This window comes from Clostridioides sp. LIBA-2809 (genome assembly GCF_056688965.1).
In genome coordinates, this window is sequence record NZ_CP197004.1 from 3,179,449 (window position 1) to 3,206,099 (window position 26,651).

21 protein-coding genes are annotated in these 26,651 nt (G+C 28.3%); 6 read left to right on the top strand and 15 right to left on the bottom strand.

The features are described 5' to 3' along the window. Nucleotides 1-169 precede the first annotated feature (169 nt). The 4 genes from ACTG44_RS15160 to ACTG44_RS15175 all read left to right on the top strand — a co-directional run bounded on the left by ACTG44_RS15160 (nt 170) and on the right by ACTG44_RS15175 (nt 5,421). Nucleotides 170-2,290, top strand: a complete 2,121-nt coding sequence (locus tag ACTG44_RS15160) for a sigma-54 interaction domain-containing protein (protein ID WP_479920761.1) — start codon at nt 170-172, stop codon at nt 2,288-2,290. A gap of 225 nt (nt 2,291-2,515) precedes the next feature. Next, entirely contained in the window at nt 2,516-3,682 is a 1,167-nt protein-coding gene (locus tag ACTG44_RS15165) for a MalY/PatB family protein (RefSeq protein WP_479920762.1), read from the top strand. 24 nt (nt 3,683-3,706) lie between these two features. Then, the gene (nhaC, locus tag ACTG44_RS15170; protein ID WP_479919286.1) at nt 3,707-5,149 is read left to right on the top strand and encodes a Na+/H+ antiporter NhaC; all 1,443 of its coding nucleotides are present in this window, start codon (nt 3,707-3,709) and stop codon (nt 5,147-5,149) included. 2 nt (nt 5,150-5,151) lie between these two features. Further along, nucleotides 5,152-5,421: a hypothetical protein gene (locus ACTG44_RS15175; protein ID WP_479917309.1), complete on the top strand. Its 270-nt coding sequence runs from the start codon at nt 5,152-5,154 to the stop codon at nt 5,419-5,421. 168 nt (nt 5,422-5,589) lie between these two features. Here ACTG44_RS15175 and ACTG44_RS15180 read toward each other — a convergent pair whose 3' ends face one another. Beyond that, nucleotides 5,590-7,017 carry a cell wall-binding protein Cwp14 gene (locus tag ACTG44_RS15180; RefSeq protein WP_479920763.1) on the bottom strand — a complete coding sequence of 476 codons (1,428 nt, stop codon included), beginning with the start codon at nt 7,015-7,017 and terminating at the stop codon, nt 5,590-5,592. 404 nt (nt 7,018-7,421) lie between these two features. Here ACTG44_RS15180 and ACTG44_RS15185 point away from each other — a divergent pair, with 404 nt between their 5' ends. Together ACTG44_RS15185 and ACTG44_RS15190 are read left to right on the top strand one after the other, a co-directional pair. Then, nucleotides 7,422-8,291 carry a LysR family transcriptional regulator gene (locus tag ACTG44_RS15185; RefSeq protein WP_021385714.1) on the top strand — a complete coding sequence of 290 codons (870 nt, stop codon included), beginning with the start codon at nt 7,422-7,424 and terminating at the stop codon, nt 8,289-8,291. Nucleotides 8,292-8,353: 62 nt separating this feature from the next. Next, a complete protein-coding gene (locus ACTG44_RS15190) occupies nt 8,354-8,620 on the top strand; it encodes a TIGR04076 family protein (protein ID WP_479919288.1) in 267 nt (88 codons plus the stop codon). A gap of 70 nt (nt 8,621-8,690) precedes the next feature. On the opposite strand, the gene aspS is transcribed toward ACTG44_RS15190, so the two are convergent. The 14 genes from aspS to ACTG44_RS15260 all read right to left on the bottom strand — a co-directional run bounded on the left by aspS (nt 8,691) and on the right by ACTG44_RS15260 (nt 26,445). After that, a complete protein-coding gene (aspS, locus tag ACTG44_RS15195; RefSeq protein ID WP_479920764.1) occupies nt 8,691-10,478 on the bottom strand; it encodes an aspartate--tRNA ligase in 1,788 nt (595 codons plus the stop codon). A 73-nt stretch (nt 10,479-10,551) separates the two neighbouring features. Further along, complete coding sequence (gene hisS / locus ACTG44_RS15200; RefSeq protein ID WP_479920765.1) at nt 10,552-11,814, bottom strand: histidine--tRNA ligase; 1,263 nt, start codon at nt 11,812-11,814, stop codon at nt 10,552-10,554. Next, entirely contained in the window at nt 11,804-13,363 is a 1,560-nt protein-coding gene (locus ACTG44_RS15205) for a coproporphyrinogen III oxidase (protein ID WP_479920766.1), read from the bottom strand. Before ACTG44_RS15205 ends, hisS begins: the two co-directional genes overlap by 11 nt. Nucleotides 13,364-13,453: 90 nt before the next feature. Beyond that, nucleotides 13,454-14,068 carry an MBL fold metallo-hydrolase gene (locus ACTG44_RS15210; protein ID WP_021385725.1) on the bottom strand — a complete coding sequence of 205 codons (615 nt, stop codon included), beginning with the start codon at nt 14,066-14,068 and terminating at the stop codon, nt 13,454-13,456. A gap of 14 nt (nt 14,069-14,082) precedes the next feature. Next, entirely contained in the window at nt 14,083-14,532 is a 450-nt protein-coding gene (gene dtd, locus ACTG44_RS15215; protein WP_021385652.1) for a D-aminoacyl-tRNA deacylase, read from the bottom strand. Between the two features lie 24 nt (nt 14,533-14,556). Further along, nucleotides 14,557-16,764 carry a RelA/SpoT family protein gene (locus tag ACTG44_RS15220; RefSeq protein ID WP_021385682.1) on the bottom strand — a complete coding sequence of 736 codons (2,208 nt, stop codon included), beginning with the start codon at nt 16,762-16,764 and terminating at the stop codon, nt 14,557-14,559. 73 nt (nt 16,765-16,837) lie between these two features. Further along, nucleotides 16,838-17,350 carry an adenine phosphoribosyltransferase gene (locus ACTG44_RS15225; protein ID WP_054271319.1) on the bottom strand — a complete coding sequence of 171 codons (513 nt, stop codon included), beginning with the start codon at nt 17,348-17,350 and terminating at the stop codon, nt 16,838-16,840. A gap of 12 nt (nt 17,351-17,362) precedes the next feature. Beyond that, nucleotides 17,363-19,813, bottom strand: coding sequence for a single-stranded-DNA-specific exonuclease RecJ (recJ, locus tag ACTG44_RS15230; protein ID WP_479920767.1), 2,451 nt, complete (start codon nt 19,811-19,813; stop codon nt 17,363-17,365). A 12-nt stretch (nt 19,814-19,825) separates the two neighbouring features. Further along, nucleotides 19,826-21,490, bottom strand: a complete 1,665-nt coding sequence (locus ACTG44_RS15235) for an ABC1 kinase family protein (RefSeq protein WP_021385660.1) — start codon at nt 21,488-21,490, stop codon at nt 19,826-19,828. Nucleotides 21,491-21,782: 292 nt separating this feature from the next. Continuing rightward, nucleotides 21,783-22,280: a gamma carbonic anhydrase family protein gene (locus ACTG44_RS15240; protein ID WP_479920768.1), complete on the bottom strand. Its 498-nt coding sequence runs from the start codon at nt 22,278-22,280 to the stop codon at nt 21,783-21,785. Nucleotides 22,281-22,308: 28 nt separating this feature from the next. Beyond that, nucleotides 22,309-23,688 carry a thioether cross-link-forming SCIFF peptide maturase gene (gene scfB, locus ACTG44_RS15245; RefSeq protein ID WP_479920769.1) on the bottom strand — a complete coding sequence of 460 codons (1,380 nt, stop codon included), beginning with the start codon at nt 23,686-23,688 and terminating at the stop codon, nt 22,309-22,311. 294 nt (nt 23,689-23,982) lie between these two features. Beyond that, nucleotides 23,983-24,129, bottom strand: coding sequence for a cyclic lactone autoinducer peptide (locus tag ACTG44_RS15250; RefSeq protein ID WP_021385659.1), 147 nt, complete (start codon nt 24,127-24,129; stop codon nt 23,983-23,985). A gap of 3 nt (nt 24,130-24,132) precedes the next feature. Further along, nucleotides 24,133-24,738 carry an accessory gene regulator ArgB-like protein gene (locus ACTG44_RS15255; RefSeq protein WP_479920770.1) on the bottom strand — a complete coding sequence of 202 codons (606 nt, stop codon included), beginning with the start codon at nt 24,736-24,738 and terminating at the stop codon, nt 24,133-24,135. Nucleotides 24,739-25,014: 276 nt separating this feature from the next. Next, entirely contained in the window at nt 25,015-26,445 is a 1,431-nt protein-coding gene (locus ACTG44_RS15260; RefSeq protein ID WP_021385673.1) for a DUF4116 domain-containing protein, read from the bottom strand. Nucleotides 26,446-26,651: the final 206 nt, after the last annotated feature.

Sequence of the window (26,651 nt, forward strand, 5' to 3'; positions counted from 1 at the left end):
ATTATACCAAATAGATACAAAAAACAAAAATAAAAGGAACAATTTTAGCGATTTCTTTTATTTCAATGTGTAATATAATAAATTTATAATAACAATTAAACAAAATTATTTATATCTAGTTTAATTGTTATATAATCTAAAATAAGTCAAATTTGTATGAGAGGTTAAAATGAAACAAATGGAATTAGCTATTGTAAGTTTGAAAAAAGATGCTGGAGAAATTTATGAAGACCAAATAAGACAATTTTTAGGTGACAATATAAAAATAAATTTATACTCATTTGAAGAAGGAAATTTAAAATTTTTCAAAGAAAATTTGATACTTCTATCTGCTTATTTAAAGTATGATGAGATAGTAAAATTGTCTCATTATGATGCTCAAATTATTGTACCTAAGTTAACATTTGAAAAGAACAGTATAGATATGATATCAAAATTAGAAAAAGATAAAACTATTTATGTATATAATCTAAGTAAGGATATGGCAATAGAGACAATATCTTTAATACATAGATTAGGAATAGACAATATCAATGTCCTACCTTGCTATCCAGAGATAGAGTTTACCCCTACAGATGCTATAATTCTAACTCCTGGTGAAAAAATCTTACCTAAAATTAAAAATTGTGAAGTCATAGACTTAAAGTATAGAATAATAGATTTAAGTTGTATTGTTGAAATTGCTACAAAAACTAAGTTAAAACATCTAATAAAGGATGACTTAATAAAAAAATATGTGGAGAAGATAATTCCTACAAGCTATAGTACAGGTGAATTATTATTAGATGCAAATAAATTTGAAAGACAATTTGATTTATTATTATCCATAATTGATGATGGAATCATATGTACTAATAATGATGGGATAATTCAATTCTACAATCATATGGCTAGAAAAATTTTATCTATAAATGCAAATGAAATGATTTATGCATTTGTTGGTGATTGCATAAAAGAAATCAATTTCCAAAATATATTAAGCAATAAAGCTCCATTTTATGAAAAGTTAATTAAAATAAACCATGTCGATATAAATTTAGAGATTAAACATATACAATTAAATGTATTTGATGGATTTATATTAAAAATGACCAAATTCTCACAACTAGAAAAAAAGCAAGCTAAGCTAAGAGCGCAGTTAGTAAATTCTGGTAATATCAGTAAATATACATTTGATGATATATTAGGTTCCAGTATACAAACCATTAATACAAAAAAAATTGCCAATAATATGGCCCAATCAAACTCCTCTATTTTAATAATTGGTGAAAGTGGTACTGGTAAGGAATTATTTGCTCAATCAATTCATAGTGCCTCTCGAAGAAAAGATGGACCTTTTGTAGCGGTAAATTGCAGTACTTTTCAAGAAAATTTATTGCAAAGCGAACTATTTGGCTATGATGAAGGTGCTTTTACTGGTGCTAAAAAAGGTGGGAAAATGGGTTTATTTGAATTGGCTAATAATGGAACAATCTTTTTAGATGAAATTGGAGAAATGGATTTAAATTCACAATCCAAATTACTTAGAGTTATACAAGAAAAACAAGTAAGACGTATTGGCTCTAATAATGTCATTGATATTGATGTAAGAATAATTGCAGCTACTAATAGAAATTTAAAAGAACTTGTATCTAAAGACATGTTTAGAAGAGATTTATATTTTAGATTAAACGTTCTTCCTCTTAAAATACACCCTCTTAGAGAAAGACCTGTTGATATATTTGAGATTTTTAACTCTCTAAAATACGATATTCCATGCAATTTTATTCTAAGTGAAGAAGTAAAAGAAATCTTCAAAGTGTATAGGTGGGAAGGAAATGTGAGAGAATTAAGAAACTTAGGAGAATACTTCTGCTACTTAGGAAAAGATGTTATAGAGATATGTGATTTACCTGAATACATATTGAATACTATAGATTCAAACTATAGCAGAAATGTCTGTAATAAAGTAACCGATAAAATAGGAAAGCATCAACTAAACATTAACAAAGATAAAAACTCAATAAAACATGATTATAATTTTAAAAGACCTCTAGATGAATACTTATTTATATTGGATAACTTAAAAAAGGCTTATAATTTAAAAGAAAGAATTGGCAGAAAAAGTCTATACAAAATAGCTTTAGATGAAAATAGATTTTTGACAGAGCAACAGATTAGAAATATACTTTTAGAATTACAAGACTTTGGACTTGTAAACATACTGGTTGGTCGTGGCGGTTCAGTTATAACATCAAAAGGATTTGAATTTCTAAAAAACATAAATAGGTCTAATAAGTTAAACAGTTAAACCACTTAAACCAATTCATTTATATTTTCATACATATGAAACCTTATTAGAAATAACCTTTTCCATAAATCTCTAAATATAATTAATATTTTTAGCTACCTTACACTTTGAAATCACTTAATATCACATATTAACTTATAGTTAAATACTTTTTATTATATATCTTGGCATGTTGTTTGCTTAATATTATTAACATAAATTTAAAAATTACTGGAGGTTTTTACAATGAATTATAATTTTAATGAAATTGTTAATAGGAGCAATAATTTTTCGTCTAAATGGTCAGAGATGGATAAAAAGTATGGAAGCAATGATTTACTTCCTATGTGGGTAGCTGATATGGATTTTAAAGCTGCTCCTTGCATAATTGATGCTTTAAAAAATAGACTAGAACAAGAGATTTATGGTTACACAACAAGACCAGATTCTTACAATGAATCTATAGTAAATTGGATAGATAAAAGACATAATTGGAAAATAAAAAGTGAATGGTTAGTTTATAGCCCAGGTGTTATACCAGCCATAAGTCTTTTAATAAATGAACTTACAAAAGAAAACGATAAAATAATGATACAGGAGCCAGTTTATAGTCCTTTTAATAGTGTTGTAAAAAATAACAATAGAGAACTAGTTATAAGCCCATTACAAAAATTAGAAGATGGAAATTATGTAATGAATTATGAAGACATTGAGAGAAATATTAAAGATGTAAAATTATTCATACTTTGTAATCCTCATAATCCAGTTGGTAGAGTATGGACAAAGGAAGAATTAAAGAAATTAGGAGACATTTGCCTTAAACATAATGTAAAAGTAATATCTGATGAAATACATAGTGATATCATATTAAAAAAACATAAACATATCCCTATGGCATCTATTTCTAAGGAATATGAAAAAAATACGATTACTTGTATGGCTCCAACAAAAACTTTTAATATAGCTGGGCTTCAATCATCTTATGTGATACTACCTGATAAAAAAGACTATAAATCATTAGATGATGCTTTTACTAGAATTGATATAAAAAGAAATAACTGCTTTAGCTTAGTTGCAACAGAGGCTTCATATAATAATGGTGAACCTTGGTTAGAATCATTCTTGGAATATTTAGAATCTAATGTAGATTTTGCTATAAACTATATACATGAAAATATGCCAAAACTTAAAGTTAGAAAACCAGAAGGTACTTATTTATTATGGGTAGACTTTAGTGAACTTGGATTAAGTGATGATGAGCTAGAAAATATACTTGTAAATAAAGGCAAAGTTGCTTTAAATCAAGGAAACAGCTTTGGTATTGGAGGCAGTCAACATCAAAGAATAAACTTAGCATGTCCACAAAGTATGCTTGAAGAAGCTCTTACAAGAATAAAAAATGCAATTAACTAAAAAGATTTAAGGAGAATTTTCACTATGAAAATAGATACAGAAAGAAAAAGACCTTCATTTAGATATTCCTTGTTAGTAATGCTTGCAATAATAGCTTTAACATCAGTTGGCATAGTTGTATTTAATGCTTCTATAACTACAATGTTTTTACTTTCATGGCTTATAGTAGTTCCTGCAGCTATGAAACTTGGTTATACTAATGATGAAATAGAAGCCTTTGGATTTGAAGTTGGTAAGGATGCATTTCAGTCAAATTTGATTATACTTTCTGTTGGCGTACTAATAGCAGCTTGGATAGCTGCTGGTACGATACCAACAGTAGTGTATAGTGGTCTAACAATAATAACCCCTAAATATTTTTTACTTACAACATTAATAGTCTGTTCACTTACTTCTGTCGCTACTGGTACATCTTGGGGAACTCTTGGAACTTCTGGTATAGCAATGATGAGTATTGGTACTAGCATGGGTATTCCTCTTGGCTTAACAGCTGGTGCAGTGATTTCTGGTGCTTTCTTTGGAGATAAAATGTCTCCCCTATCAGATTCTACAAACTTAGCTGCAGCAGTTTGTAAGACAGATGTGATTACACACATGAAACACATGATTTACACAACAGGACCTGCATATGTAATATGTATAGTTCTATATACAGTAATTGGATTAAAATATTCAAATAACACTATCGACTATGTTCAAATAAACCAAATTAAAGATGTATTAAATTCAAACTTTCATATTGGTTTAGTAGCAATGATTCCAATAATATTTTTATTATTACTTTTATTGTTGCAAAAACCTCCTATTATATCTATACTAAGTTCAGCTGTAATGGGACTTATTATAGCTGTATTTCAAGAAGGAGAAAAAATAGGTGATATTTTAAATTATATGTTATCAGGTTTTACTATAGATACTGGATTTGTTTATGCTGACAAACTATTAAATCGTGGAGGAATAATGAGTATGGCTGAAACCGTTTTACTAGTATTTGTAGTTTTCGTTATTGCTGGTATTCTCCAAAAAACTGGTTTCTTAGAGGTACTACTTCAACCTATGATAACTAAAATAGGAAATTCTAGAACCAAATTAGTTGGGTCTACTTTTATAGTAAGCTACTTTGCAAATGCATTTAGTTCGTCAATGATGTTTACTTCAGTGTTTGTTGGAACTTTAATGTCTCCAATATACAAAGAATTTAGATTAAAACCACAGAATCTATCTAGAATTATAGAAGATACAGCCACACTTGGTGGACCACTAATACCATGGAATTCAAATGCTGTTTTCTGTGCTCAAACTCTTGGTGTGAGTCCACTGGAATTTATACCATATTGTTTCTTAAGTTGGATTACTCCTATAATTTCATTTATTTATGGTGTAACTGGTTTTACTATGCTTACATATACAGATGATGAAATTGAAGAGTTAGAGATATTTGACACTGTTCAGAGAAGAGTTGATTAAGTATGAAATTTGAATACTACTACTTAATTCAGGACATTACAGGTATATTATTGGCATTTGTAGGACTTAGAATGTCCATCCTAGGATTTAGAATACTTTCTATAAAAGGACTTTCTATAAATACACTTTTAATTCTAATTAAATATTGCTTATTTGCTATAGCAGGATTGAATTTATTAATATCTAACTTTGGAATTATTCACTGGATTTTGAGTTTTTGTATGATAGTAATATCCATAATAATAAACCCTAGAATTAAGGTATCAAAATAGAAATAACCATCAAACTCAAAGTTTTATAAAAAAGGAAGTGTCTCAAAATGAACTTTTTAGTTCATGAGGCGCTCTTTTTTGTATGAAATCATATATATTTTCATCATTTCAACAATGAAAAGAGGCTCATCTCTATTTTGAGATAGCCCCTTTAATCATTACTTATAATTAAATAACTGGTGTATCAGATAAGTAATCATTACTTACATAACCATATCCACCACTATATTTTATTTTTACCCATCCAGTAGCAAACATTTCTATTGTTTCTACTTTGCTACCATATGGAAGATGTCCTATTTTTTCATCTTCTGTACTTGGCCCTTTTCTAACATTCAGACCATCTTTTTCTTTTACATACTTTATTTTTACATTTTCATTACTACTATCAGGCTTATTATTTGTTAAATAAGACCCACTAACATATCCAATATCTTCATTGTATTTTATTTTTACCCATCCAGTTTTTAACACTTCTAAAACTTCTACTTCATCACCATTATTTAGATATCCTATAACAGAAGCTTCTATTGTAGCATCACTTCTTATATTTACCTTATCCGTGTTAGTTACATACATTACTTTCTTATCAGTATTATTTGCCTGTAAATCTTTTAATTCTTTAAATGCACTTTCATTTCCGCCACTGCCAACTTGAGTTATAGAAGTAGCACTTTTATTAGAAAATACACTCTTTTGTGTTGTACTTAATTGTTCTCCTACTATAAGTACAGGAGAGTCTTCTTTTGATGCTAGTACTCCTACTGCTAGAGCATCTATAAGTTGATTTTGCTTTTTCATTCCATCTTTGGCTACAAATACATTATTTAATTTATTAGACGTATAAAACTTTTCTATTACTTTACCATTAGTTTCATTTCTATCTGCTCCACCTATTCTTTCTGAATTAGGCAAACTTTGTTTTATTTTATCTGATACAGCATTAGTAGACCCTATTATGTATGATTTACTTATATTCTTAGATTCTATAAAATCTTTAAAGCTAGATATTCCAGATGCATCAGACACTGGAAGTATAACCATTCCATTAGTAGCTGCTACAGAAGCTATACTAACTGCGTCTGCAAGACCTGTATATCCATTTACTACAGCTATTTCTGATATATCTTTTAATCCTTCTATTTTTTTAGCTATACTCAAGGCTGTTTGGTATCTATCACTACCACCAACTCTATCAGTAGTTAAACTATTGGATTCTAACTGTTTTTGTACATCATTTGATACAGAGCTAGATAGTCCAATTATATAAACTTTTTTAACTCCTAATCTTTTTAATTCTTTCTCAGTTTGTGAATTTAGATTATTTTTTTCTGTCAATAATATAGGAGCATTTTTTAATTTAGCAAATGGTGTTACAGCCAATGCATCTACAATAGATTCACTATTTACAATTACAGCCTCATTTGCACTACTCCATCCTTTTTTGCTTACCTCAACAGCAGTTTGGTATCTATCCTGACCTACTAAAGTATTCTCCACTGCTGTTCTGCTTATTTCATTTGCATGTGCTACTGGTGATAGACTTAAAACTAGAGATAAACACAATATTGATGATATTGATTTAGTTAACTTCATCTTAATTCCCCCTAAAATTATAGTATCTAGATTTTTACTATTTAAAATAGTATAACATAATAATTTAGCTAATATCATTACTCTAAGATATTAAATAATATAAATAGAATTTTATTTTTAGTATATCTTAACTTCTGTAATAATTTTTTTACCTTACTTGATATACGATTTATTTCTCAGATATATTTTTATATAATTAAAGTTTTTAGCATTATTTATTTAATTAATTATATATCGAACTCACTTTTTTTAATTAGATTATGTATAATATATAAATAACTATATGATTAACTTTTTAAGATACTATAGTTTATTATACAAGCTTTATATTATAATGTATAATATATAGTTAATTATCAAACTGATATAACTTAAGTCATATTAAAAGAGGTGTATTTTATATTATGGATTTATTGCATCTTAAGTACTTTCAAACGGTTGCTAGAATGGAGCATATAACAAAAGCATCACAAAAACTAAATATAGCACAACCAGCTTTAAGTAAAACCATATCTTCTTTGGAAAGAGAACTTGGAGTCAAGTTATTCGATAGAAAAGGAAGATATATTGTATTAAATGAATATGGAAAATTATTTCTAAAAAGAGTGGACAGTATTTTAGATTTGGTAGAGATGTCAAAAAAGGAATTACGAGATACTTCTTTAGAGAACTCAGGGGAAGTAAAAATATTAGCCACTGCGGCAGCTAATGTACTGCCTTCACTTTTAAGTAATTTTAGAAAACTATATCCTAACATTACTTTTAATGTCTCACATACTTTACCATCTTCTTACAAGAAAAGTGATTTTGATTTGTATATATCTTCTTCGTTTACAAAAATAAATTCAGAAAATAATATAACTTTAACTTGTGAAGAGATATTATTGGGTATTTCAATTAATCACAACTTATCTTTAAAAGATGAAGTATACTTAAGTGAAGTTTCAGATGAAAACTTCATAGTTATAACTAAAGGTGAAAACTACAGAGAAATAATAGATATACTATGTGAATCTGCTAATTTCAAACCAAAAATAGCCTTTGAATGCGATTCACCATATACAATCTATGCACTAATAAAATCACTCCAAGGTGTTGGATTCATATGTGGAAAGTCATGGGGGTTATCTAAAGACCCCGAGATTAAACTATTACATATAAAAGATATTGAATTTAAAAGATATTTAAATCTATCATGGTTTAATGAAAATTACACATCTAAAGCTGTATTACTATTTAAAGATTTCCTTATTAGCTATTTTAAAAACCTTTAAATAAAAGCTGTAAATATAGTCTTTTTATATTAAATAAAAATAAAAGGGGGATATATAAAAATATGGCTAGAAGACCAAAGATAAAGATAACCTTAATAGACAAAAAAGAAAAAGGTGCTTGTCATTATGGACATAAGATTGGAGATTCATTTGATTTTGATACAGAAAGAGGAAGATTGTGCCCAATGGCATTACATGTAGCTTTTCCTTATATTGACATACTACGATATGGTGGAAGCATACCTGGTGAAGAAAATAAAAATGAATGTGTATTTTGTTGCCCAGATGCTAAAATTATAAATATATTTAAAATAGAAAAAATAGATTAACATAAAAAGTCTGAATATAAACATGCTTTATATCCAGACTTTTTACATTTTAAGTTCTTATAACTATCTATTATTCGTTGTCTTTTATATCAACCTTTATACTTAATTCTTCTAATTGCTCATCTTCTGCTACTGTTGGAGCATTTGTCATAGGACAAACAGCATTTTGATTTTTAGGGAAAGCAATAACCTCTCTTATATTGTCAGCTCCTGCAAGTAACATAACAAGTCTATCAAGACCAAAAGCTAAACCAGCATGAGGAGGAGTTCCATATTTAAATGCTTCTAATAAGTATCCAAACTTCTCATTAGCTCTTTCTTCTGTGAAACCAAGTGCTTTAAACATTTTTGATTGGACATCAGAATTTGATATTCTAACACTTCCTCCACCTATTTCATAACCATTCAATACAATATCATAAGCTTTTGCTCTTAAAGATGATTTATCACCTTCTTCTAACTTATCTAAATCTTCATCCATAGGTGATGTAAATGGGTGATGCATTGCTGAGAACTTGCCTGTTTCTTCATCTTCTTCAAAAACTGGGAATTCAGTTACCCATAACAGATTATATACATTTTTATCTAACATATTAAGTCTATTAGCTACTTCAAGTCTAACTTGTCCTAAAGCATCAAATACTACTGAGTTTTTATCAGCTACAAATAAAAGTAAATCTCCTGCTTCAGCATTCATTCTTGTAAGTATAGCATTCATTTCTTCTTCATTAAAGAATTTTGCTATTGGAGAAGTTACTCCTTCTTGTCCTACTTTCATCCAAGCAAGACCTTTTGCTCTATATGTCTTAGCATGTTCTTCTAATGATGATATTTGCTTTCTAGTAAAATCATCAGCTTTGCCTTTTACATTTATACCTCTAACACTTTTTCCTGGCTGTGTAGCATCCGCAAACACTTTGAACCCACAGTTACAAACAACATCAGATATATCTGTTAATTCATATCCAAATCTAGTATCTGGCTTATCTGAACCATATCTAGACATAGCTTCTGCATAAGTCATCTTAGGAAGTGGAAGTGTCAACTCTACATTTAAAACTTCTTTAAATATAGCTTCAAGCAATCCTTCAATCATATTCATAACATCTTCTTGCTCAACAAAAGACATTTCACAGTCTATTTGTGTAAACTCTGGTTGTCTATCTGCTCTTAAATCTTCATCTCTAAAACATTTAACTATTTGGAAATATCTATCCATACCACTTACCATTAATAACTGTTTATATAATTGTGGTGATTGTGGTAATGCATAAAATTTCCCTGGATTAACCCTACTTGGTACAAGGTAATCTCTTGCGCCTTCTGGAGTTGGTGCAATTAAAAATGGTGTTTCTATTTCGCAAAATCTATTATTTGATAAGTAATTTCTCGTAATATTCATTACTTTGTGTCTTAATTTTAAGTTTCTCTGCATAGATGCTTTTCTTAAATCTAAGTATCTATATTTTAATCTTAGTGCTTCTGAAACATCATCATCATCTTTTATATAAATAGGTGGAGTTTCTGACTTATTTAAGATTCTAAGTTCAGTGGCAAATATTTCTATATCTCCAGTTGGCATATTAGGATTTTTAGATTGTCTTTCGCATACTTTTCCTTTTGCAGCTATTACAAATTCAGCCCCTAATTTTTCAGCTTTTTCAAAAGCTTCTTTATCTACATCTGTATCAAAAACTATTTGACACAATCCGCTTGTATCTCTTAAATCAACAAATACAAGACCACCTAAGTTTCTTTTTTTCTGTACCCATCCCATAAGTACAACTTCTTCATTTATGTTTTTTTCTCTCAACTCTCCACAGTAGTGAGTTCTCTTTAAACCCTTTAAAGTTTCCAAGATACTACCTCCATTTTATTTAATTTTAATGCTATATTATTATCTAATATGCAAAACATCATACTTTCTTATTTTACAGCTTTTGTTTTAATTCTTCAACTAATGTACTTAATTTTACAGTAGTTTGCTCTGATGTTTTCATATTTTTTAATGTTGCAGTATCATTTTTAAGCTCATCATCGCCAATTACTATTGTAAATTTAGAATTTATTTTATCTGAATATTTAAATTGTGCTTTGACACTTCTCTCTATATGGTCTTTATCTGCACTTATATGATTTTTTCTCAATTCTTTTAAGTGTTTAAAGCTTTTTGTATTTGCTTCTTCTCCTATTGTTACTATAAATATGTCTGTAGACTGTGGATTTTCTATTTCAATTCCATTATTTTCAAGTGTAAGTAAAAGTCTTTCAATTCCTAATCCAAAACCAATTCCACTTATACCTTTTGGTCCTCCTAGTTGCTCAACAAGGCCATCATATCTACCTCCACCACATACAGTACTTTGTGCTCCTATATCATTAGATATAATTTCAAAGGCAGTTTTTCTGTAATAATCTAATCCTCTAACTATTGTTTTATCAACTACAAAGTTTATATCCATTTCATTTAAGTATTCTTGTAATTTCGTAAAGTGAGTTTTACAATCATCACATAAATGGTCTGCAATAAATGGTATATCCTTAATATTTTCTTTACATGTAGGGTTTTTACAATCTATAACCCTCATTGGATTTTTTTCTCTTCTTTCATTACAAGTCTCGCATAATACATCTGCTTTTGAATCAAGATATTCTTTTAATAAAGCATTGTATTCTTTTCTACAAACTGGACAACCAACTGAATTTATGCTTACTATTAAATCCTTTAGTCCAACTTCATTGAAAAATTGAACAGCTAATGCTATTATTTCAGCATCCATTGAAGGAGTATCACTTCCAAGTGCTTCTATACCAAATTGATGAAATTGTCTTTGTCTTCCAGCTTGTGGTCTTTCATATCTAAAGCAAGGTGTAACATAAAATAACTTAGTTGGTTGAGTATCTGCATACAATTTATTTTCTATAAATGCTCTTACTACACCCGCTGTTCCTTCTGGCTTTAATGTGATTTCTCTGTCACCTTTATCTTTAAAAGAATACATTTCTTTTTGAACTATATCTGTAGTATCTCCAACACTTCTTTTAAAAAGTTCTGTATGTTCAAATATAGGTGTTACCATTTCTTCATATCCATATAAAGCGCATATTTCTCTAAATTTATTTTCTACATAACTCCATTTATAAGCCTCTTTTGGAGTTATGTCTTTAGTTCCTCTAGGAGCTTTAGTCAACATTTTTATATACCTCTTCTTTCTTTCTTTTTATCATTTCATCTACTCTTGCAATGTATTGTTCAACGTTTTTTACATTTTCTACTCTTTCAATTCTATCTTCATCTACATAAACAAATTTTGATATAGCACCTGCACCTAATGCATAGTTACTTTGCTTTTCTTCCATAATTTGTATATTATAAATACACTCGTATCCTTCTTTAGCATAACCTATATTTTCTAAATTTCCTAACATATGTTTTTGTCTGTACATATAATATGGATTTAATCCCATATCTTTTGCGTATTTCATTGATAAATCTATCATTTTTACCATTTCTTCATACTGTGTTAGGTGTTCTTTATACATATCCATATTTATATTTAGGTTAGATGCTCTCTTTATAGCTAATGTATGAACTGTAAGACTTTCTGGAGAAAGTTTTTTTATTTCTTCTAATGTATTCTTCACCATATCTAAATCCTCATCTATAAGACCTAAAATTATATCCATGTTTATATTATCAAATCCCATTCTACGGGCCATATTAAAACAGTCTACTAAATCAGAAACTTTATGTTCTCTACCAATTTTAACTAAAGTCTCATCATTCATAGTTTGAGGATTTATACTAATTCTAGTTACATTGTGTTTTTTCAATACTTTTAGTTTTTGCTCTGTAATAGTATCTGGTCTACCTGCTTCTACAGTAAATTCCTTAATTTTAGTTAAATCTAATTCATTAAATAATGAATTTATAAGCAAGTCCAACTCTTCCTCATCCAATGTAGTAGGAGTTCCTCCACCAATATATAAAGTTTCAATTTCTTTGTTAGTATCCTTGATAAGCTTGGCAAAACCCCTAATTTCTTCAATCAATTTATAAACATATTCTCTTTTTAAATGCCCAAATTGCTTTAATGAATTTGAAGGAAATGAACAATATACACATCTAGTTGGACAAAATGGAATACTTACATAAAGAGAAATTTTATTTTTATCTATAGGATACATAAATACTCGCTCTCTTTTGGCGATTTCCAGAGCTAAATCTATTTTCTCATCTATTATAAAATAATTATCTTTTAGAATGGTTCTTATGTTATTATCATCTAACTTTTTATCCATTAGATTGTGGACAATTTTGACTGGTCTAATACCAGTCAAAATTCCCCATGGAACATAAGAATTAAACATTTGTTTAAGCACTATAAACATGCTTTTTTTGATACTTTCTTTACATAACTTTTTAAAGTTTCTCTTACTTTCATTATCTAACTTATTCAAAAAACCTTCAATTGATTTGCTATTGTCAAATCCATTTAAAAATTCAAGATTCATATTTTCTATATTTTGTATTGATTCATACTTTAAGTTTCCATCTTCATAACACTCAGTACTTGAAGACAATACACCATTTTCATAAATCAATCTATTTGTTAAATACATTGACTCCATATTATTACTACATTTATCAGAGTCAGTAAACTTAAATTCATTAGTAAACAATTTTATAAGTTCTGCTACTTCATACTTATAATCGTGTCCTTTTAAAAAAACATATAACATCAACTTAACTCCTTCTATTTAACAGTAGAAGAACCCAATCTCTAATACAGTTATTAAATATTTGATACATTATTTAATACTACTATAAAATTACATATAAGGATTTGTCTTCTTTTCAACCCCTAGAGTACTAGTTGGACCATGTCCTGGATATACTCTAACAGCATCTTCATATTTACATAATTTCTTAAGTGATTTTTCCATTTGATGAAAATCTCCACTATACAAGTCAGTTCTACCAATGCTTCCAGCAAATAAAGTATCTCCTGTGAACAATTCATCTTCAACTCTTATACACATACATCCTTGTGTATGTCCTGGAGTATGCAAGAAAGTCATTTTTAATTCACCAAGTTCAAGCTTGTCTTTATCATTTACATATATATCTGCATCAAACTCCTGTGCTCCACATCTCATTGTATAGCTTAGATTTTTATTTTTATCATTTAATAATTCTTTTTCATCAATATGTGCAACTACCTTAGCACCAGTTTTATCTTTAATATCTTTAACATATCCTATATGGTCTCCATGCCCATGAGTAAGAATTATATATTCGATATTTAATTCATTTTCTTTTACAAAACTTAGAGTATCTACCAAACTTCCACCTGGGTCTATAACTGCACATTTTTTAGTTTTTTCATCACCTAATACATAAGTATTTACTCCAAAATAACTATCTACAAATTTTTTTATAACCATTAAAGTTTTCCCCCTTAAAAAGATTTACTTGAATCTAATAGTATTGTTACTGGACCATCGTTAGTTAATTCTACCATCATATGAGCCGCAAATTGTCCTGTACCAACTGTTACACCTTTATCTTTTGCCTTTTTTATAAACTCTTCGTACAGATTATTTGCAAGTTCTGGTTTAGCAGCATTACTAAATCCAGGTCTTCTTCCTTTTCTACAATCTCCATATAAAGTAAATTGAGATACTACTAAAAGCTCTCCACCTATATCCATTAGAGATAAATTCATTTTGTCATCTTCATCTTCAAAAATTCTCAGATTCAATATTTTGTCAATCATATAATCTACATCACTTGATTTATCATCATGAGTCACTCCTAATAATACTAGTAACCCTTTATTTATTTGACCTATAGTGTTTTCATCTACTGTAACTTTAGATGAAGATACTCTCTGTACTACTGCTCTCATAGTTTCCTCCCTATTATTTTAACTCTAATTTGTCATTCTATAAATACTTTCTACACCAGGAATTGCTTTTAATTTTTTCATTAGAATTTTTAATTCGTCTGTGTCATTAACTTCTACAAGTAGGTTTATACTTACAATACTATCCTTACCTTTTCTTGCATTTATTCCATTTAAACTAAGTTTATCCATTGCAACAATATGAGTTATTTCATTAACAATTCCTCTTCTGTCAACAGCCTTTATTTGAATCTCTGCTTCAAACTTACCTTTTCCTGCTGAACTCCATGAAACTTCTACCAATCTATTTTGGAAGAAATCTCCATTGTTGTTTGCATTTGGGCAATCAGCTCTGTGTATAGCTACTCCCCTACCCTTAGTGATATATCCTACAATTTCATCTCCTGGAAGAGGATTACAACACTTAGCAAATCTTACTAATATATTGTCAAGTCCTTTTACTATAATCCCTTGTGATGCATTTTTCTTTCTCTTTTTACTGTATTCTGTTTCACTTATATTGTGTTTATTTAAATCTTCTTCTTGTATTTGTTGTTCTTTTTTGACTTTTTTAACTTCTTTTAAATATAAATCTTTTACTTTAGATACAACTTGAGATGACATTATACCACCATAACCTACAGTAGCAACTAAATCCTCAACACTTGGCTGATTAAATTTCTTAGCAACTAGTGCCATATATTTTTCAACAAGAGGGTCTTTTTGTGGTATATCATGCTTCTTAAATTCTCTTTCTAATATTGTATTTCCACGATCAACATTTTCTTCTCTTCTTTCCTTCTTGAAAAATTGTCTAATTCTACTCTTAGCATTTGGTGTCTTTACTATATTAAGCCAATCTCTACTTGGACCATTAGAATTAGATGATGTAAGCACCTCTACAATATTACCATTTTGAAGCTTATAATCAATAGGAACTATTCTCCCATCAATTTTAGCTCCTACACATTTATTTCCTACATTTGTATGAACCCTATACGCAAAATCTATAGGTGTTGATTCTGCTGGTAATTCAATTACGTCTCCTTTTGGTGTAAATACGTAAACCTGACTATTAAATACATCTTCTTTAAGTGCATCCATAAACTCTTGTGGGTCTTTTAAGTCTTTCTCCCACTCCATCATTTGTCTCAACCACTGAAGTTTCTCTTCAACCTTTGATTCTTTACTAGAAATACCTTCTTTATATTTCCAATGGGCTGCGATACCATTTTCAGCTATATTATGCATTTCATGAGTCCTTATTTGTATCTCTAAAGGCTCTCCATCAGGGCCTACAACAGTAGTATGCAATGATTGATACAGATTTGGCTTTGGCATTGCTATATAATCTTTAAATCTGCCTGGAATAGGTCTCCATAATGTATGAACTATACCAAGAACTGCATAACAATCCTTTACATTATCTACTAGTATTCTTACTGCTGTTAAATCAAAAATTTCTTCAAAAGTCTTATGTTTTTTTTGCATCTTTCTATAAATACTGTAAAAATGCTTTGGTCTACCATATACATCACATGGTATACTTAAATCTTTAAACTTATCTTTAAGAAGTTCAACAATTCCGTGTATATAATCTTCTCTTTGACTTCTCTTCATTGACACTCTATCAACTAAATCGTAATACCCTTCTGGGTCCATAAATCTTAATGCTCTATCTTCTAATTCCCACTTTATCTTAGAAATTCCTAATCTATGAGCTATACCTCCATAAATTTCAAGTGTCTCTTTTGCCTTATATTTCGCTTTTTCTGGAGGCATATATTTTAATGTTCTCATATTGTGCAATCTATCGGCAAGTTTTATAAGTATAACTCTTATATCCTTTGCCATTGCCAAAAACATTTTTCTTAGGTTTTCAGATTGAGTTTCTTCTTTTGAACGATATTTTATTTGACCAAGTTTCGTTACTCCATCAACTAAATCCGCTACTTCTTTGCCAAATTCTTTTGTTATGTCTTCATAGGTATATTCCGTATCTTCTACAACATCATGAAGTAAACCAGCTGTTATAGTTTCAATATCTAATTCCATCTCTATCAAAATATTTGCCACTGCTAATGGATGAATAAAGTATGGTTCCCCAGATTTTCTATATTGTCCTTCATGCGCTTTTTTTGCAAGATTATAGGCTTTTTCAACCATTTCAAAATTTGCATTAGGTGCATAAACTTTTATTTTTTCAATTATTTCTTGTAATTCTTTATCATGCATATAACCACCTATTTTGTATAAAATTTTAATATATATGAAAATAGTTGGTGCTATACCAACTATTGTAAAAGTACTAGTATTTTATAAGAGAATTAACATTATAGTTAGATAACTTTTCTCTCCCATTTAAGAATTCTAGCTCAATTAAAAATTGCATAGAAACTACTTCTCCACCTAATTTTTCTACAAGCTTAGCAGCAGCTTCCATAGTTCCACCAGTAGCCAATAAATCGTCTACTATTGCTACTTTTTGACCTTTTTTAATTGCATCTTTATGTATTTCTAAAGTATCCGTACCATACTCTAAGCCATACTCATAACTCTCAACTTCTCCTGGTAATTTTCCAGGCTTTCTAATTGGAACAAATCCTACTCCTAAAGCATACGCTACAGGTGTGCCCATCAGAAATCCTCTTGCTTCTGGCCCTATTACTAAATCTACACCTTTATTTTTTAGTTCTTCAACTATAGAGTCTACTGCATATCTAAATGCCTCGCCATCTTTAAATAGAGTAGTAACATCTTTAAAATCTATACCTGGCTTTGGGAAATCATCAATATTCCTTATAAAGTTTTTTAAATCCATGGGAAACGCCTCCTAATAACTGCTATTATATTGTTTTTCTAAATTTTTTAGATTATTGAGTATTAAACTCTCATTTAAATCTAATTTTTTCTGTGGTTTTGGCAATATTCTTATGAGTACAGAATTTTTTTCATAATTTAAATTAAAGTCAAGTAAATTTAATTCTCTAAACACATTCAATATCGTAAAAAACTTTAATGGAATTACATTAAAAGTTCCCTTTATATTTACCATATCCAAATCAATTTCTTTTTTTATGAGTGCTTGTTTATAAATTGTTATAAATTCATCTCTTGATGGAACTATATTACTAACTACATTCTTTAAATATAATAGGTCTGTTTTATTATAATATTTTATAATTTCACTTTCTTCTCTTTTATTCTCATATATATACGAATATTCGCCTTTATTGTATAAATAATCATAAAGAATAATATTATTATATCTTTTTAAGTCTATTTTATCAATATTAGGAGAAAATATAAGCTCTAATTTATCAGTATTTTTGCTAATATCTTCAATAATATTGTAATTTATCTTAAAATCTAAATCTACAAGTGATATATCTGACACTGCTCTATAAAATCCATTTATAGAATTAGATATTATTAATGTACCTTTTTCAAAATAATCAAATATATTTATATCAGTATTTCCATCAAATAATTCAAAATCAGATACAGATATATTATACAAGCTTTGTGTATCTTTTGGTATTATTTTTGACATTAATTTCAGTGAAAGTTTGTCATTACTTGCACTTTTAGGTCGAGTTAATCGGATATCTTTAAGTAAAAACTGTACTTTCCTATTTCCCATATAGTTATTTTCATCTAATTGGAACAATACATCTACTTTGTCTCCTACTTTATACAATGATTTTAAGTGACTCATGTTAAATCCTATACATTCATAGCTTTTTTCTTTTTCTATACTTAATTTTAGATGTTGTTGATTTTTACCTATAATTTTTAAATCCTTTAAGATATAATTTCTAACTATAAATCTAGGATTTGGATTATTTAATCCAAAAGGCTCTAACTTATGTAATTCTTCTACAAGATTTAAATTTATTACATTTTCTTGTAGTTCAAATTCAACATTCACATTCTCTATCATATCATCTTCAGTTAAATTATAATTTGCAAATTTATTTATTTCATTTGCTAAAGCTTCCACATTATCTGAATTTAAAGATAATCCTGCTGCTTGTTCATGACCTCCAAACTTAGTCATTAAGTCTTTACACTTTACAAGAGCTTCAAACACATTAAATCCTTTTATAGACCTTGCTGAACCAGTAGCCTCTCCATCTTCTATGCCTAAAAGAATCGTAGGTTTATAGTATTTTTCAGTTAGCTTTGATGCTACAATTCCTATTATTCCATGTTGCCAACCTTCTTTAGCTAAAACCAACACTTTATCATCATTGTATCTGCTATTAGACTTTAGCATTTCTTCAGCTTCATGATACATCTTAGCCTCAATCATCTGTCTTTCATTATTTTTTTCTTCTAATATATTAGCTATTTCTATAGCTTCCTCTTGTGATTGAGTTGTAAACAACTCCACCCCTAAGTAAGAATAGCCCAATCTACCAGAAGCATTTATCCTAGGACCTATTGCAAAACCTATATGAGAAGAACCTATTTTACCACTTTCTACACCACAAACTTTTATAAGCTCTCTTAATCCAATATTTTTGCCTTCTTTCATTAATTTTAAACCATTTTTTACAATTATTCTATTTTCATCTATAAGTGGAACAATATCACAAATAGTTGCTAGAGTTACTATTTCTAGATAATCATACATACTAGTTTTAAATTCTTCTTTTGGAGTTAATGCTTGAATCATTTTAAATGCTACTCCACATCCACATAGTGAATCAAATGGATAATTACAATCTTCTTGTTTTGGATTTATTACTGCAAATGCTGATGGAATCTCATTTTGACATTCATGATGGTCTGTTATTATAACATCTATACCCAAATCATTCGCTATATTGACCTCAGATACTGATGTAATCCCACAGTCAACACTTATTATCAAGTCACATCCTCTAGAGCTTATAAGCTTAATAGCCTCTTCATTTATACCATAGCCTTCTTCCAATCTATTTGGGATATAGTAATCCACATGATACCCTATACTTTTAAAATATATACATAAAATAGAAGTAGATGACACACCATCAACATCATAATCTCCATAAATCCAAATTTTTTCGTTATTTTCAATAGCTGATTTTATCCTATCAACAGCCTTCTGCATATCTTTTATCAAAAAAGGGTCTCTTAAATAATCTAAAGATGGATTCATAAATATTTCTGAATCTTTTTCAGTACATATCCCTCTATTTTTTAAAATTTGGCAGATTTCCGGGGAAATATTAATTTTTTTGCTAAATTCACTTTCCTCTATCTTACCTTTATATTTCAATATCCATTTTTTCAAATTTAATTCCCCCTAATCCTTTTTATATTTTGACCTAACACTCCTTATAACTAAACAAAGTCCTATTATAAAAGATATAAAGAAACCTCCTATAGCAGTAAACTTTATCCATATATTGTTTTCTATATTTGGAGATGCAATTATAAGGGAAGAACCCACTATAATTGATGCTAACACTAAACTTAGTGATATTTGAGACGTTAACTCTAATATACAATTTTCTAATTTTGTCATTTTTACGTCTTCAATTTGCATTTTTATATTATTTCTTTCTACATTCTTTAAGATTGCTTTTAGCTGTTTTGGAATAGTTTTTATATCAAGTAATATTTCCTCTACATTTTGTCTTGAACTTAAAACGACATTTTTAGGATTAAACTTACTCTTATAATGATGCTTCATAAACTCTTTTCCCATAGAACCAAAAGAAAAATCTGAATTTAAAGTTCTACTTGTTCCTTCTAATGTTATAATAGTCTTAGCAAGAGTCACAAATTGTGCTGGCATGATTATCTTGTACTGTCTAAAAAATCTAAACAGTTCATTTAATACATCTGTTACATTTATTTTTTCTATAGAAACATCATAGTAGTAATGTATTAGATAAAGTAAATCCTGTCTAAGACCTTTAATATCTGCTTCTCCATTTAGTGCATCCATTTCTATCAACAAGTATATTATCTTGTCAACATTCTTTTCTACACCTGCTAATGCAATTTCATTTAATTGGTTTAGTGTTTTATTGTCAATAATTCCAATCATTCCGAAATCTATATATGCTATCTTGTTTTTAGCAACTACAAATATATTACCTGGATGTGGGTCTGCATGAAAAAATCCATGGGATAATACTTGTGTAAAAAAAGACCTCACTCCTATTTCAACAATAGTTTTTGTATTATAACCCAGTCTCTTTATTCTTTCTACATCACTTAATTTTGTGCCATTAACCTTCTCCATTACTAAAATTTTCTTAGTATTATATTCTGGGTATATTTTAGGTATATATACTTCATCGCTATTTTTAAATATCCTAGAGAATTTAGTTGCATTTATAGCTTCAAAAGTATAATCTAGTTCTCTCATTAATTGAGTTTGAAATTCTTCAATCATTTGTACTAAGTCTAAATTAAAATCTTTTTTTAAATCCTTTAAAGTATTTGCAACCGTTCTAAGAATTTCTAAATCAGACTTTATTATTTTCTCTATATTTGGTCTTTGAATTTTTACAATTACTTCTTCTCCAGTTCTAAGTACGCCCTCATAAACTTGTCCAATTGAAGCAGCTGCAATTGGCTCTTCTTTAAACTCTAAGAATATCTCTTCTATACTTAATCCTACTTCTTCTTTAAATATCTCAATGGCTATATTTGAGTCAAATTTCTCCACATCATCTCTAAGTTTTGATATTTCATCAATTATATCTTGGTCTAACAAGTCTTTTCTTGTACTCAGTATCTGCCCTATTTTTATATATGTAGGCCCTAATTCTTCTAAAACTCTTTTTATTCTCTCACCAGTTGTCATATTTTTTATTTCTTCTGGTGGGTCAAATAGTGGAATTTTATAAGCTATTCCTTCTATATTTAATCTTTCTACAATAAAACTAAAACCATACTTTATTAAAACATATCCAATTTCTCTATATCTTTTTAAATTTCTATAACTTATTCTCAAATATTTTCACTCCTAAAATAGGTATACCCAAAAACTTACACCTTAATTTATCACATATATGACATTATCCTACCAATTGATATTCTAATATCCTCTTTAATATTTAATTTTATCACATATACTGGTAATTTTATTAAAATTATTTAACTCAGTTAATTTTTATTTTTTACATTTTATACCTATTTTAATCAGACACTTTTTTAAAACTAAAATATCAACTAAATTTAATAAAATAAATTAGTGGTTGCCTCAAAACAGATTTAAGTATGTTTTGAAACAACCACCTTTTAATTTAATATTTTTGATTTTGTGCTGCTTCTAGATACCATTCATATGATTCATCAATATATCTTTTATCTTCTTCTGTAAGTTCTCTAACAACCTTACCAGGAGACCCCATTATCAAAACACCTGGTGGAAACTTCTTATTAGATGTAATTAATGTACCTGCTCCTATCAAAGTATATTCTCCTATTTCAGCATTATCCAATATTATTGAACCCATACCAATCAAAACATTGTCGCTAATTTTACAACCATGAACTATTGACCTATGCCCGACTGTTACATTGTTACCAATTATAGTGTCTGCATCTCCATGAACTATAGAACAATCTTGTATATTAGTATTTTCTCCAATAGTTATCGGTCCTTCATCTCCTCTAACTACCGCATTATACCATATACTTGAATTCTTACCTATTTTGACGTTTCCAATTATATCTGCTGATTTTGCCACAAATACACTTTCATCAATTAAAGGCTTATCTTCCAAATAATCTCTAATCATATATAAACAACTCCTTTAAGATATAAATTTAGTTAGTTGCTCCTTCTAACATTAACTTAGCTTGTATCATTATAGAGCACTCTGTACGTTTTCTTTGCATTTCACATCCTAATTCATATGGTTTTGATATGTCATTATTAAAGTTTATTGCATTTGCATGACATCCACCTGAACAGTAAAACTTATTCCAACATTGTTTACACTCTTCTTTAGTATATACATGAGCTTCTCTAAACATATTTTTTAAACTTTCTGGAAGTACAATTTCTTCATCAAATATATTTGCCATTTTAAATTCTTCATTTCCAACAAATTGATGGCATGGATAGATATCTCCATTTGGTGTTACAGAAAGATATTCATTTCCAGCACCACATCCAGTTATTCTCTTTATTACACATGGTCCTTGATTTAAATCTATCATAAAATGGAAAAACTTAAATCCATCTCCTTGTAATTGTCTATCTGCATACTCCACAGCAAACTTTTCATACTCTTCAAATATCTTAGGTAAATCTTCTTCTCTAAGTGCATATGGATTACTTTCATCTCCAACAACTGGCTCTACAGATGTTAATTTAAATCCTAAATCTGCAAAATGCATAACATCTTTAGCAAAATCCAAATTATCTCTTGTAAATGTTCCTCTTATATAGTAATACTTATCTTTTGCTCTTTTTTCCACAAGCTTTTTAAATCGTGGTAATGTAATATCATAACTCCCTTTATCATTTAAAGTTGGTCTCATATTATCATTAATTTCTTTTCTTCCATCTAAACTTAAAACCACATTATGCATATTTTCATTTATATAATCTATAATTTCATCATTTAATAGTACACCATTTGTAGTTATTGTAAATCTTATATTTTTATTATAATCTTTTTCAATACTTCTACCATAATCAACTAACTGTTTTACAACTTCAAAATTCATCAAAGGCTCTCCACCAAAGAAATCTATCTCTAAGTTCTTTCTACTGCCTGAATTAGCAATCAAATAGTCTATTGCTGACTTACCTACTTCAAAGCTCATAAGTTCTTTTTCTCCACCAAAGTCACCTTGAGCTGCAAAACAGTATTTACATTTTAAATTACAATCATGTGCTACATTCAAACATAAAGCTTTTACCACAGGTTCTCTATGTACAAAACTTGGATGATATTGATATGTATCTTCTGTATATAAAAGACCTTCTTTTTCTAAATTTGATATTTCTTCATATGCTTCATTTATTTTTTCTTCTTGATATTTAGATTTCAATACATCTAATACTTCTTCTTTACTTTTTTCTTTATAAAAGTCTAATAAGTCGTATGCAACATCATCTAATACATGAACAGCTCCACCATTCACATCTAAAACGATATTATATCCATTCATAGAAAATTTATGTATCATACTCATAACCTACCTCCTAAATTACTATCTATACTAAAGTTTTTTATTATTTTAATTAAACTTTACCCTTCATTATATCATAAGTTTATCTAAAATACATACAATACAAAAATGACTTACTAATCGTAAGTCATTTCATTGGATACACTATATCCCCCTAAATTGGCACACTAATGCACTATTAAATATATATTATACACCTGTAAAATAAATTTTGTATCTAGTTTTATATGGTTTTAACCTTATTAAAATATAATAATTCCTTTTTTATAATAATTTTATGTAAATAATTGCTTGTGTTTAATTTTTCTTCTTTAAAGTCTTAATTTCTTCAGGAACTTTAGGCTGATGTATAATCCATGGACAAGTACTATTAGCTGACAATATAGCAGTGCTAAGTGCTAATGAACTAGCAAATTTCATAAATTTTACAATAAACTTCTTCATAACTTAATTCTCCCTCATACATATTTTACTTATATTCTTAGCTTTTAATTTTCCTAATACCAACATTATAAATATCCAAAACATAGCAAATACACTATATATGAAATAATCTACAAATATATTTAATAAAAAACTTAAAACTGTCATTGATAACACTACTGTAGATATAAATACAGCAACTTTTTTGTAAGTTGATTTTTCTCTATCACTAATAGGATTACTTCTATGCTCTATTGGACAGAGAAGACAAATTCCAATCCAACTAATACTAGCAATAATCATAATGATATTTTTAAATAAGTATATATTTAGATTTTCTATAATTAATATTGTAGACAAAATTATAAAAACAAAAGTCAATAGGCATCTAAAATAATTGTCTGCATGATACCCTCCTGAAAATTGTCTTATTGGACAGTAGCACATCAAGAAAAACAATACATATGTAAATTTACCAAATAAAAAACCTATGAGCAGCATGGTCGTTATATTAACTATAAAAGCCATTAATATTTCAAATCCATAAGAGTAAACTCTGGATTCATTATTATCTATCATATTATTACAGATTAAAACAGATGTCATTTTATCAGCATATTTCTTAAACATTTTTACCTCCAAAAAAATTTTACATACATAGAATACCTTCTTTTTTGAGAAAATTCAATATACTTTACAAAACTAGTTGTTAAAATTGTAAAACTGGTCAAAAAAAGACCTATATAAATTTTTAGATATTCTTTATATAACAAAATAATTATAATAAAATAGTTTTACTATGTTTTATATACATAAAAACACCTAACTTATTACTATAAGCTAGGCGTCTTTATACAGTACAAAATATCAGTTTTTAATTTATTTACAGATATTCTTCTATATATTTCAACTTTGTTTTTGTTTTACATATTGTAGTGCTTTTCTATTCTGTTTTACTGCCTCTAAGCAAATTTTTTCTGTTTGATTATCAACAAATTCCAAAGCTCTATAATTTTGTTTTACTGCTTCTAGACACACTTTTTCTGTTTGTTTTTTCACATATTTCAACATTCTATAATCTTGCTTTACTGCTTTTAAACAAATTTCTTCTGTTTGCTCTTTTACATATTTAAGGGCCTCATAACTTTGATTTACTGCCTCTAAACAAACTTCTTCTGTTTGTTTCTTTACATATTGTAAAGCATTATAATTTTCTCTTACTGCCTCTATGCACATTAATTCAGTCTGATTTTCTATATATTTAAGAGTCTTTCCATTTTGTTTTACTGCTTCTACAAAAACTCTTTCTGTTGGAACTTTTACATAACTTAATATTTCTTTTATTTGAAGTTCTTCAAATGAACCTTTTATTGCCTCTATACATATATCTTCTGTCTGTTTTTTTACATATTGCAAGACTTTCCCATTTTGTCTAACTGCTTCTATACATATATCTTCTGTCTGTTCTTTTACATATTGTAACGCTCTTCCATCATTTCTAACTGCTTCCATACATATATCTTCTGTCTGTTTTTTTACATATTGTAGTGCCATATAACTTCTTCTAACTGCTTCTATACATATTTCTTCTGTCTGCTCATTTACATAATACAATGCAAAATCATTTTGTTTTACTGCTTCTATACATATTTCTTCTGTTTGCTCTTTTACACAAGGTAGTGCACTATAATTTTCTTTTACTGCTTCTAAACATATACTATTATTTTGTTCTTTAACATAAGCTAGAGATTTTCCATCTTTTTTTACTGCTTCTAAACATATAGTTGGAGTTTGCTCTTTTATATCTTTAAGTATCTCTGCAACATCATTTTTTGATGCCCTTTCTATAAATGCTAGACACACATCTTCAGTTTGCTCTTCTACAAATTTAAAAACTTCCATGACATCATGAGTAGATGCATTTTTTATAGCCTCAATTAATACATTATCTGTCTTGTCATTTATGTAGTACAAGGCTCTGTAGTTCTGCTTGACTGCTTCTATACAAATATCCTCTGTTTGATTTGTTATATACTTAAGAGCCTTGTATGTCTGTTTGACTGCTTCCATACATACTCCATAAGTCTTATCTTTTACAAACTCAATTATAGTACCATCCTGTTTTACTGCTAATAAACACATTTCCTCTGTTTGATTTTCTATGTCTTTCAATTCTCTGTAATCATATTTTACTCTGCTTAAGTCATTTAAATGTACTTTACTTTCTTCCTTTGAATTTTCCTCATTATTCTCTATATCATCCTCAAATTCTTCATCATCTAAATAGTCATCTTTTTCTGGTAAAAATATAGATTTAATTTTATTTTTTATATCCATAAAATTAACCTCCTTTAATACGATTTTATCATTAAAGTAAATCGTTTTTAAGTATTTATTTAATTAATTTTATATTAAGTTCCTTTAAAAGTCCATTCATTGTCGATAGATTATATTTTATATTAATAAATTTATTTTACATATGTGGGGTAATAAATTTAATAGTGGACAGTTTCCATCCCATTAGTATATACTATTTATATTTA

What these genes read in the sequence shown, in the direction of transcription:
- ACTG44_RS15205 (WP_479920766.1), bottom strand. Translation starts at nt 13,363, where the DNA reads ATGTTATATGTTTTTTTAAAAGGACACGATTATAAGTATGAAGTAGCA.
- ACTG44_RS15240 (WP_479920768.1), bottom strand. Translation starts at nt 22,280, where the DNA reads ATGATTAGAGATTATTTGGAAGATAAGCCTTTAATTGATGAAAGTGTA.
- dtd (WP_021385652.1), bottom strand. Translation starts at nt 14,532, where the DNA reads ATGAGAGCAGTAGTACAGAGAGTATCTTCATCTAAAGTTACAGTAGAT.
- ACTG44_RS15190 (WP_479919288.1), top strand. Translation starts at nt 8,354, where the DNA reads ATGGCTAGAAGACCAAAGATAAAGATAACCTTAATAGACAAAAAAGAA.
- hisS (WP_479920765.1), bottom strand. Translation starts at nt 11,814, where the DNA reads ATGTTGACTAAAGCTCCTAGAGGAACTAAAGACATAACTCCAAAAGAG.
- nhaC (WP_479919286.1), top strand. Translation starts at nt 3,707, where the DNA reads ATGAAAATAGATACAGAAAGAAAAAGACCTTCATTTAGATATTCCTTG.
- ACTG44_RS15250 (WP_021385659.1), bottom strand. Translation starts at nt 24,129, where the DNA reads ATGAAGAAGTTTATTGTAAAATTTATGAAATTTGCTAGTTCATTAGCA.
- ACTG44_RS15210 (WP_021385725.1), bottom strand. Translation starts at nt 14,068, where the DNA reads ATGGTTATAAAAAAATTTGTAGATAGTTATTTTGGAGTAAATACTTAT.
- ACTG44_RS15260 (WP_021385673.1), bottom strand. Translation starts at nt 26,445, where the DNA reads ATGGATATAAAAAATAAAATTAAATCTATATTTTTACCAGAAAAAGAT.
- ACTG44_RS15225 (WP_054271319.1), bottom strand. Translation starts at nt 17,350, where the DNA reads ATGGATTTAAAAAACTTTATAAGGAATATTGATGATTTCCCAAAGCCA.
- ACTG44_RS15180 (WP_479920763.1), bottom strand. Translation starts at nt 7,017, where the DNA reads ATGAAGTTAACTAAATCAATATCATCAATATTGTGTTTATCTCTAGTT.
- scfB (WP_479920769.1), bottom strand. Translation starts at nt 23,688, where the DNA reads ATGAGTATGATACATAAATTTTCTATGAATGGATATAATATCGTTTTA.
- ACTG44_RS15160 (WP_479920761.1), top strand. Translation starts at nt 170, where the DNA reads ATGAAACAAATGGAATTAGCTATTGTAAGTTTGAAAAAAGATGCTGGA.
- ACTG44_RS15175 (WP_479917309.1), top strand. Translation starts at nt 5,152, where the DNA reads ATGAAATTTGAATACTACTACTTAATTCAGGACATTACAGGTATATTA.
- ACTG44_RS15255 (WP_479920770.1), bottom strand. Translation starts at nt 24,738, where the DNA reads ATGTTTAAGAAATATGCTGATAAAATGACATCTGTTTTAATCTGTAAT.
- ACTG44_RS15165 (WP_479920762.1), top strand. Translation starts at nt 2,516, where the DNA reads ATGAATTATAATTTTAATGAAATTGTTAATAGGAGCAATAATTTTTCG.
- ACTG44_RS15220 (WP_021385682.1), bottom strand. Translation starts at nt 16,764, where the DNA reads ATGCATGATAAAGAATTACAAGAAATAATTGAAAAAATAAAAGTTTAT.
- ACTG44_RS15185 (WP_021385714.1), top strand. Translation starts at nt 7,422, where the DNA reads ATGGATTTATTGCATCTTAAGTACTTTCAAACGGTTGCTAGAATGGAG.